The following is a 9,681-nucleotide window of genomic DNA, read 5'->3' on the forward strand; positions in this document are numbered from 1 at the left end:
ACACCGCCCCGGCCCGGACGGCGGCCGCCGGTGCCGCCCCCGCCGGGCCGAGCAGCAGCCGCTGGTTGGACAGCTGGTCCGGCCGCCAGCGCTGCTTGTACGGCTCCTGGCCGCGCAGCAGGCCGAGCAACGGGACGCCCGCTCCGACCGTCTCGTCCAGGGCCGCGCCGAACAGCAGCCCGGCGATGTCCAGCCGCTCGCGCAGCGCCGGGTGCGCGCCGTACATGTACAGCCCGCCGAAGGACGGGCAGAGCAGCAGCAGGTTCACCGCGACCAGCCTGCCGTCCAGGTGGAACTGGTGGACGGCGGCCTTGCCGGCGGCGACCAGACCGGTGGTGGACTCGGTCAGGTGCCGGGCGAACCGCTCGGTGCGGTGTTCGGGCGTGATGCCGCGCGCCTGCCACTGCAGGAAGTGCAGCCGCAGCAATCCGTCCAGCGCCTGCGGCACCTCGGCCACCGGGGTCGAACGGACCTTCACCCCGGCCTCGGCGATCTTGCGGAGCTTCACCCGGCTGCGCTGGGCGGTCTTGCCGGGCACCCGCTTGAGCAGCTGGTCCATCGGGACGGCCGGCAGGTACTGGCAGAGCGAGTCCTGGTAGCGGCAGCGGCTGCCGCGCCAGTGCTCGTACACCCGCTGCACCGCCGCCTCGGGGTGCACCTCGCGCAGCTCCAGCCACTGCCACGGGCGGGCGAGCGGGAGGGCGGCGGCGAACTCGGCGGCGGCCCTGTCGGCGCACTCGTCGTCGAGCAGGACGTCGGTGTAGTCGACCAGTCCGCCGCCGAGGCCGGTCAGGCCGCCGAGCGGCCCGCCGCGGCGCACGAAGGCGCCGGCGCCGACCAGCCGGTCGTCCCGGCGGACCAGCACCACGAGCAGGCTGCCGGGGCGGCCGTAGTGACGCCACCAGGAGCGCTGCCAGTCGGAGGCCTGGAAGAAGGTGGCCGTCCGGCAGCGGGCGGCCAGGTCGTCCCACTCCTCGGCGAGGGCGTCCAGGGCGTCGTCCTCGCAGCGCAGCTCGGTGGTCCAGGCCGGCGCCGTCGACTGGGCGGGCAGGACGCTTCTGCGGGTCTCGGTGCTCATCGGCCGCTCCCGGCCGGGGCCTTCGACCGGGCGGCGGGCTGTTCCGCGGCCGGGGGCTGCTCCGCCGCCACGGGCTCGACGCCGGTGCTCTTGTCGGTCTTCCCGGCGGTCTTCTTTTCGGCCTTCGTGCCCTTCCCCTTCGAGCCATTGGCCTTCGTGCCCTCGACCTTCGTGCCCTCGACCTTCGAGCCCCCGACCTTCGTCCCCTCGGTCGCGGCCTCGGTCTGGGACTCGGCTTGGGGGTCGGCCTCGGCCTTGGGCTCGGCCTCGGCCTTGGACTCGGCCTCGGCCTTGGACTCGGCCTCGGCCTTGGGCTCGGAGGCAGGCTTGGACTCGGTCTCGGCCTTGGCCGGCTCCTCGCTGCGCGGGCGCGGCGTCCTCGGGACCGCCACCGGCACGGGAGCGGCAGGGGCCTCCGGTGCCTGTGCGGCCTGCGGTGCCTGCGCGGTCTGCGGCGTTCCGGGGCTCCCGGCGGCCTCCGGCCTCCCCGCGCCGCCCCGACGGCGGGTCGTCATCACCAGCGCGCCCAGCAGCAGCCCGGCCGCGCCGCCGACCGCGACGTCCAGCTTCCCGGACGGCGTGGTCGGCCTGTCCGGCGCGGCGGCCGGGGACAGCGTCACCAGTCGGACGTTGGTGTCCTTGCTGCTGGTGTTGGCGAAGGCGACCAGCGCCCGGGCCACCGCGTCGGCGGCCCGGGCGGCCTGCTGGGGGCGCTGCCCGGTGCCGGTGATCTCGATCATCGGGACGTCCGGGGAGGTCGTCCCGTGCACCAGGGACTCCAGCTCGGACCGGGTGTGGCCGGTCTCGGCGGCGGCCGCCGCGAGCACCTGCGGCCGGCCGGCCAGCCGGCCGTACGCCTGGGCGAAGTTGGTCGCGATCGCGGCCTCCCCGGGGTTCTGCGCGACCACGAGGACGTAGGCGTTGGCGGAGTACGACGGGTGCGAGACGACGGCGTACCCGGCGCCGGCCGCGGCGCCCAGCGGAACCGCGAGCACCACCGGCCACCAGCGGCGGACCAGGCGGCGGGCGCTTCGGCGCGAAGTGGTCATGGGTGTGGCTCCTTGGGTCTGGTACGGCGTTTCCGGCGGTGGCGGGCGTTCAGTCGCGGGCCAGCCGGTCATAGAGGGCACCCAGGTCTGAGGCGACCCGGGCGATGTCGTAGTGGCCGACGGCCGGGGGGTGCGGCAGCGGGTCGGCGGTGTGCCTGCTGAGCGGCCGCAGGTCGCGCAGCGCGGCGACGTAGGCGGCGGGTTCGGAGGGGATGCGGCGGGCCTGCGGAGCGGCGCTGGGCGGCAGTTCGTCGAGCGCCGGGCAGGCGCTGTGCCGCACCGGCAGCCCGGCCGCGAGGCCCTCCAGGACGCCGAGGCCGAAGGTCTCCGTGGTGGAGGGGGCGGCCAACACGTCCAGGGCGGCCAGCAGTTCGGGGACGTCGTCGCGCTCACCGGTGAGCACCAGCCGCGCCCGCACACCGAGTTCGTCGGCCCGGCGCTCCAGCGCGGCGCGCTCCGGGCCCTCGCCGACCAGCACCAGCCGGGTGGCAGGGTCGAGCTCGGCGAGCGCCTCGACCAGCACCTCGAAGCGTTTGCCGGGCACCAGCCGGCCCACCCCGCCGACCACCCAACTCCCGTACGGCAGACCGAGCTCGGCGCGCAGCCGGCGGCGGGCGGCGGCCCGTTCGGCGGGCGGGAAACGGTAGCGGGAGGTGTCGATGCCGTTCGGGATCAGCTCGATCCGGGCGGGCGGGACGCCCCAGGAGCGCAGTGTCTGGGCGACCTGGCGGGAGACCGCGACGGTGGTGCTGCCGAGCCGCTCGGCCGCCAGGTAGAGGCCCTTGACGCCCCGGGTGACCGGACGGCCCTCGATCACCCCGGCGTGCAGCGAGTGCTCGGTGGAGACCACCGCGCGCACCCCGGCCAGCCGGGCGGCCAGCCGGCCGTACAGCTGTGCCCGGTAGAGGTGGGTGTGCACCAGGTCGTAGTGGCCGGCCCGGACGAACCGGACCAGCCGGGGCAGCGCGCCGAGGTCCCGGTTGCCGCGCATGCCGAGGTGGTGGACGGTGACGCCGTCGGCGCGCAGCACGGCGGCGACCGTGCCGGGATTGGTCAGGGCGAGCACCTCGCACTGCTGGTGCGCCGGCAGGTGCCCCAGCAGCAGCTGGAGTTGACGCTCGGCGCCGCCGGAGGCCAGGCCGGTGACGATGTGCAGCACCCTCATGGCCGGGGCTCCCGGCGGGACCGGCGCAGCTCGGTGACGGCGTCGCGCAGCCGGTGCCGGCCCTTCTCGGCGCGCAGCCACCAGGCGCCGTCGCGGTCGCCGAGGCAGCAGCGGGGCAGTGCGAAGCGGCCGGTGACCGGGGAGTGCGCGATGGCGCAGGCGTGGTCGTACCCGGCGTCGCGCACGGCCGGGGCGGCGGGCAGGTCGACGGCGCCGTACGGGTAGTAGAAGCCGGTGCCCGGGCCGCCGGGGTCCTCCTTCTCGGCCGTCACCGCGTGGTACACGAGGATCCACGGCGAGGCGGAGCCGGGGATCGGCGGTTCGCCGGCCGGGCGGCGGCTCCTGGGCGGCCGTGCCCGGTGCGGCGGTGTGTTGCTGACGCCCGCCCGGGCCGAACGGACGGTTCCCCGTTCATCGTCCATGGGGACGCTTCCCTTCTTCGGCGACGGTTCGCGGGTTCCGGACGGGCCCCAGGACCCGGGCGACGGCGAGGACCGGGCCGCGCACCTCGCGGGCGCCGAGCCCGGTACCGAGGGCCGCGAAGGCCAGCGCCACGGTGAGGCCTCCGAGGAGGGTCGAGAGCAGGGGGTCGGCGGCCAGTCCGGCGACAGCGGTGCCGAGCACGGTGGCCCCGGCGGCGGCGGCCACCAGCCGGCCGTGGCCGCCGAGCACCCGGCGCAGCCGCAGCGGGATGCCGCGGAGCACCAGGCCGTGCAGCAGCAGTGCGGCGGTGGTGGTGATGCCGGCCGCGTTGCCGGCGGCCAGCCCCAGGGCGCCGAAGCCGGCTGTGGTGAGCAGGCCGGTGGCGACGGTGACGCCGAGGCCGAAAACCATCGCGGCGGCCGGGTACCAGTCCAGCAGCCGGCGGCGGCCGTCCTCGGTGCCCGGGTCGTCGGCCCGGCGGACCACCGGACGCAGCGAGAAGTAGGGGCGGATCATCACGCCGATGAGTGCCTGGGCGGGCAGGCCGAAGCTGTACACCCGGATGACGTCGGCGGTGGCGGCGGTGTCGTGCGGGCCGAAGGCACCGCGTTCGAACAGCAGCGAGACCACCGAGGGGGCGCAGGCCATCAGGAAGGCGGTGCCGAGCAGGACGACGGCCGCGGCCTGGCCGAGGTCCTGCTCCACCCGGTCGCGGGCGGCGGTGAGGTCCCCGGCGGCGAGTGCCCGGGCGACCAGCGGGAAGGTGACGGTGCAGATCAGGATGCCCGCCGTCATGGCGAGCTGGGAGACCTTGGCGGCGTAGTTGAGGTGCGAGATGGTGCCCGGCGGCAGCGCCGAGCCGAGGTAGCGCTCGACGAAGACCTGGGACTGGCGGGTGAGCGTGAAGGCGGCCACCGGCAGCAGCGCGAGCGGCATCAGCACCAGGGCCCGGCGCGAGCGGCGGCCTCGGCCGGCGCCGGGCGGGCCCTGGCGCAGCCTGCGCAGGAAGGGGCCCACCAGCAGGCCGGCCATCAGCAGGCTGCCGGCCGCGACGCCGAGGGCGGCGGAGCGCACGCCGAGGTAGGAGTGGAAGCAGAGCAGGACGGCGAGGATGCCGAGGTTGTAGGCGACGTAGATGCCGGCCGGGGCGGTGAAGCGGTGGTGGGCGCGCAGCGCGGCGACCAGGAAACCGGCCACACCGAAGGGCAGTACGGTGATCGCGGTGATCCGGGTGCAGGTGACGGCCAGGTCGGGTTCGGTGAGGCCGGGGGCGAGGAGTTCGACCAGTTCCGGGGCGCCCAGGGCGACGGCCAGGGCGAGCCCGCCGAGCGCGATCAGCAGCCAGGGCAGGGTGGCGCGGACCAGCTGGCGGACCGGGTCGGGGGCGTCCGGGTCCTCCTCGCGCAGCACCAGGGCGAGGGCGAAGGCGGGCACCATGAGGAAGGACATGGCGTCCTCGATCAGCAGCGGTGCGGCGGTCTCGGGGACGGTCCAGGCGACCAGGAAGGCGTCGGTGCCCTGGTTGGCGCCGAAGTAGCGGGCCAGCAGGAGGTCGCGCAGCAGGCCGAGGCCGGAGCCGGCGGCGCTGAGGACGACGGTGATGCCGAAGGCCTTGGCGACGAAGCCGCGCCGGGGGGCCCGGTGGTGCTCGACGGCCGGGTCCTGGCCGGGGGCGCTGCGGGGGGCCGGGAGGGAGGAGGCGAGGGCGGTCGGCTGGTCGGTGGTCACCGGGCCGCTCCGGTGGTCGCCGCCCCGGTGGCGGGACGCTCGGGCCGGTGTGCGGCCGCGCGGGCGGCGAGGCCGAGGACGACGGAGGTCAGCACGGTGGTGGTGCCGCCGATGTCGGCGTACAGGAAGTCGACCAGTACCCAGGTGAGCAGGGCGAGTGCGGCGAGCCCGGGGCCGTGGCGGTGGTGCAGGCAGCCGAGCAGCAGGGCGAGGAAGAGCGCGGCGTAGGCGGTGATGCCGATCAGGCCCTGCTCGCTGAGCACCAGGAGGTACATGTTGTGCGGGGAGAGCAGCGGTTCGCGCTGGAAGCCGATGGTGGCGTCGGCGGCATCGCTGCCGGAGGACAGCCGCAGCGGGGCGCGGCTGTCGCGCAGTTGCTGGAAGGCCTTGGGTCCGGCCCCGTGCACGGGGTGGTCCTGCCAGATCCGTCCGGCGGTGGCCCACAGGTCGTACCGGTCGGAGACGGACTGGTCGGGGGCGGCGGAGACGGAGCCGATCGAGCCGAGCCGTTCGGTGACGCCGGAGCCGCCGAGGCCGAGGCCGCCGACCAGGACGACCGCGGCGGCCAGGCCGAGGACGGCGCTGCGCACCAGCAGCCGGGCGTCGGCGCGCAGCAGCAGCACGGTGGCGGCGAGGCCGGTGGCGATCCAGCTGCCGCGGCTGAAGGAGACGGCCAGCGGGAAGGAGAGGAAGGCGGCGGCGGCGCACATCGCGCGGCGCAGCCGGGCGTTGCCGCCGGGCCCGCGCTCGCCGAGGGCCAGCGCGAGGGCGGCGAGCAGCCCGTAGCCGACCACGCTGGACATCGCCATGACGTCGAGTGCGCCGAAGGTGCCGACGGCCCGGATCGGCTGGCCGGTGTAGGAGGCGCCGGTGTGGGTGAGGTACTGCTTCGCGCCGACCACGCCCTGGATCAGCGCGGCGAGCACGAAGGAGCCGAGGACCAGGCGCTGGTCGGTGCGGTCGCGCAGCGAGCAGAGGACTGCGGCGGGGACAAGGACGAACACCTGGGTGAGCCGGACGAAGCCGGTGACGCCGGCGGCCGGGTCGATCGAGCCGATGGTGGAGACCGCGGCGGCGACCACGATCCCGCCGAACAGCGCGCAGGTGGTGCGGCTGATCGCGGGCAGCCGCCCGCGCAGCAGGTTGAGCGCGGTGAGGGCGACCAGGGCCAGCGAGGCGAGGTCGGCGGCGGTGATGTGGACGGCGGCGGCGACGTCCTTCTCCCCGGTGGGCACGCAGACCAGCAGGACGGTGGCCGCGGTCAGCGGGCTGGTGCGCTGCGCGAGCGCGGGCAGCGCCTTCCGTAAGGCCGGGCGGGGGAAGGCGGAGATGGTCAGGGCCACGCGGGATCAGCTCCCGTCCGGGTGGAGCATCAGAGCCGCGGTGCGGCACAGGATCTTGACGTCCTGCCAGAGGCTCCAGCTCTCGATGTAGCGGTTGTCGAAGCGGGCCCGGTCCTCGATGGAGGTGTCCCCGCGCAGGCCGTTGACCTGGGCCAGGCCGGTGAGGCCGACCGGGACCCGGTGGCGGTCGGCGTACTCGGGGTAGGCCTGGCCGAACCGCATGGCGAAGTACGGCCGTTCGGGGCGCGGGCCGACCAGGCTCATGTCGCCGCGCAGGACGTTCCACAGCTGGGGCAGCTCGTCCAGGGAGCTCTTGCGCAGCAGTCGGCCGACGGTGCCCATCCGGTGGTCCTGGGAGATGTTCCAGCGGGTGGCGGACTCGTGCTCGTTGCTCGGGCGCAGGGTGCGGAACTTGAGGACGGTGAAGACCCGGCCGCCCAGGCCGGTGCGCTGCTGGCGGAAGAGCACGCCGGGACCGGTGTCGAAGCGGACGGCGAGGGCGCAGAGCACCAGGACGGGGGTGAGCAGCAGCAGGCCGACCGCGGCGGCGGTGACGTCCAGGGCGCGCTTGGCGGCCCAGCCGGGGCGGCGCCTCGCCGGGCGGCCGACCCGCAGGCAGGGGAAGCCCCACAGGTGGTCGCCGCCGGTGATCGGGGTGGCGGGCAGTGAGCCGTACTCGCGCAGCGCGGGCACCAGCCAGACCTGGCAGCCGAGCCGGGCGGCCTCGCGCAGGGTGGCGGCGGTCTCGGCCTCGTCCTCGGCGCCGGCGGTGGCGATCACGTGCTGGACGCCGTGCCGGCGCACCTCGCGCTCCAGTGCCTCGCGGCCGCCGAGGACGGGCAGGCCGGTGTCGCCGGACAACAGCGGCGGGTCCGCGTCGAGGAAACCGACTGGGCGCATCCCGTACTCGCCGTGCTCGCGGAGGGCGGCGGCGACCCGGTGGCCGAGTCGGCCGGCGCCGAGCACGAGGACGGGGCTGGGGTGGCTGCGGCGGGCCCGCCGGACCAGGTGGTAGAGGACGGCGCGGCCGACGGCGGCGATCAGCAGCTGGGCGCCGAGCAGGACGGTGAGCCGGGCCGGGCCGGCCGGGCCGCAGTCGGGCCAGCAGTCGCCGAGGCAGCCGGACAGGGTGACGGCGAAGGCGGTGGCGACCACGGCCCGGGCGGCCAGCGCGGGCAGTTCGTCCAGGACGGAGAGGGTGAGCCGGGAGCGGTAGAGGCCTCCGGCCAGGTTGAGCAGGAGCAGCAGGGGCAGGACCGCGGGGACGCCGAGCAGCGGGTCGAGCGGGGCGGCCGGGTCGACGGCACGGTTGGCGATGCCGCCGGCGGAGCACAGCGCGATGATGTCGGCCTGGACCAGCGCGAGCGACAGGGCCAGCCGGGCGCGGACCGTCCTGCGGGGTCGGCGCGGCGACGGGACCACTCGGGGGTGCGCCACTCCCGTCGGACGGTCGAGCAGCCCGGTGCCGGGCCGGCGGGGGCCGGCCAGGGGGCCGCCCGATCGCGGCACACTGTCGTGGTCAATGGTCATCAGCGCACGATCTCCCCTGCTGTGTGCCCGGGGTGACGGTGCCCCGGCACCGGTTGGCGCTGGGCGGCCGTCCCGGCCCGGTGGGCGCGGTCCTGACAGCACCTGCTGCCGCTGGCGGCTTTCGGATGTCCGGTGGCGGGGCCGATCGTGGAGGGACCGGTCACGAACGAGTCGGTCACGAGGGGCTCAACCGCGAATTCCCGGCGCGAAATCTGAACGAAGCAGGCGAAATTCGACAATACAGAACCGGGCTGCACAGGGCGGAAGTTGACTTGCCAATTCATTCCAGCCGCCCATTAATAGGTATTTGAGATTTGACTCCTCGCCTCCCTATCCGGTCGAGGGCGCGAATACGACAGCGCCGGAAACGGCGGGCATTCACGGCATGTGAAACGATCAGATCCGCTCGGGGACACGGGCCCGGCGTCGCCCCGCCGTCGGGCCGGCGCCCAGCAGGTGGCGGTAGAGGACATCCACCTGTTCGACCACGGTGCGCACGTCATGCCGACCGACCACGTGGTCACGCAGCCGGGCGCCGCGCCGCTCACATTCGATCGGATCCGACAGCGCTTCCCCCATCCGGACGGCGAGGGCTCGCGCGTCCTCGGGCGGGACCACCGCGTGCGCGAGCTCGGACGGCGGCAGGCACTCCCGGGCGCCGGGCACGTCGGTCAGCAGCACCGGACGGGCGGCCGCCATCGCCTCCAGCGGGGCCAGCGCCATCCCCTCCCAGCGCGAGGGCAGCACCACCAGGTCGGCCGCCGCCAGCCACGGGCGGGGGTCCGGTACGTCCCCGACCAGCCGGACCCGGGCGGGCTCGGCGGTCTCCCGCACCAGCTCCGCCACCCGCTGCTCCTCCGGCCCGCCGCCGACCAGCGCCAGCCGGGCCCGCGGCACCCGGCGCAGCACCTCCGGCCATGCGGCCAGCAGCACGTCCTGGCCCTTCTGCCGGCACAGCCGCCCGACACACACCGCGAGCGGGGCGTCCAGGTCCAGGCCGAGCGCGATCCGGGCGGCGCGGCGGTCGGCGGGTGCGTAGTGGCGCACGTCCACGCCGTTGGGCACCACCGCCCAGTCGGCGTGCACCCCGGCCGCCACACCGTCGGCCCGCTCCTGGACACTGACGCACAGCAGCCGGTGCGACCAGCGGGTGGCGAAGCGCTCCCAGCGCAGGGTGGCAGCGGCCAGCGCGCCGTCGACGGCGGCGAAGGACCAGGCATGCGGCTGGAAGACGGTCGGCACCGCGCCGCGCACCGCGAGCCGGCCGGCCAACCCGGCCTTGGCGCTGTGCAGGTGGACCACGTCGGGCGCGGCCGCCCGGACGATCCGGCGCAGCCGCCAGGCCTCGGCGAGGGTGCCCGGGCC

At 75.7% G+C, this 9,681-nt stretch carries 8 protein-coding genes; all 8 read right to left on the minus strand.

Features of this window, described 5'->3' with window-relative positions; genetic code table 11:
- The coding region (locus KS423_RS28745) for a GNAT family N-acetyltransferase (protein ID WP_224282689.1) at positions 1-1,078 on the minus strand (1,078 nt) is incomplete at its 3' end.
- Positions 1,075-2,127 (minus strand): Wzz/FepE/Etk N-terminal domain-containing protein, encoded by a 1,053-nt coding sequence (locus tag KS423_RS28750; RefSeq protein WP_224282690.1) that lies wholly within the window; start codon positions 2,125-2,127, stop codon positions 1,075-1,077. The genes KS423_RS28750 and KS423_RS28745, both read right to left, overlap by 4 nt.
- 49 nt (positions 2,128-2,176) lie before the next feature.
- Positions 2,177-3,292, minus strand: coding sequence for a glycosyltransferase (locus KS423_RS28755; protein WP_224282691.1), 1,116 nt, complete (start codon positions 3,290-3,292; stop codon positions 2,177-2,179).
- Entirely contained in the window at positions 3,289-3,714 is a 426-nt protein-coding gene (locus KS423_RS28760; protein ID WP_224282692.1) for a hypothetical protein, read from the minus strand. The genes KS423_RS28755 and KS423_RS28760 overlap by 4 nt, the downstream gene beginning before the upstream one ends.
- A complete protein-coding gene (gene murJ / locus KS423_RS28765; RefSeq protein ID WP_224282693.1) occupies positions 3,704-5,443 on the minus strand; it encodes a murein biosynthesis integral membrane protein MurJ in 1,740 nt (579 codons plus the stop codon). The genes KS423_RS28760 and murJ overlap by 11 nt, the downstream gene beginning before the upstream one ends.
- Positions 5,440-6,786, minus strand: a complete 1,347-nt coding sequence (locus KS423_RS28770) for an O-antigen ligase (RefSeq protein ID WP_224282694.1) — start codon at positions 6,784-6,786, stop codon at positions 5,440-5,442. The genes murJ and KS423_RS28770 overlap by 4 nt, the downstream gene beginning before the upstream one ends.
- A 6-nt stretch (positions 6,787-6,792) precedes the next feature.
- Positions 6,793-8,316, minus strand: coding sequence for a sugar transferase (locus tag KS423_RS28775; protein WP_224282695.1), 1,524 nt, complete (start codon positions 8,314-8,316; stop codon positions 6,793-6,795).
- Between the two features lie 396 nt (positions 8,317-8,712).
- Positions 8,713-9,681 (minus strand): glycosyltransferase (locus KS423_RS28780; RefSeq protein WP_224282696.1); only part of this gene is annotated, 969 nt, incomplete at its 5' end.

The organism is Streptomyces sp. LS1784, assembly GCF_020103755.1.
GTDB lineage: Bacteria > Actinomycetota > Actinomycetes > Streptomycetales > Streptomycetaceae > Kitasatospora.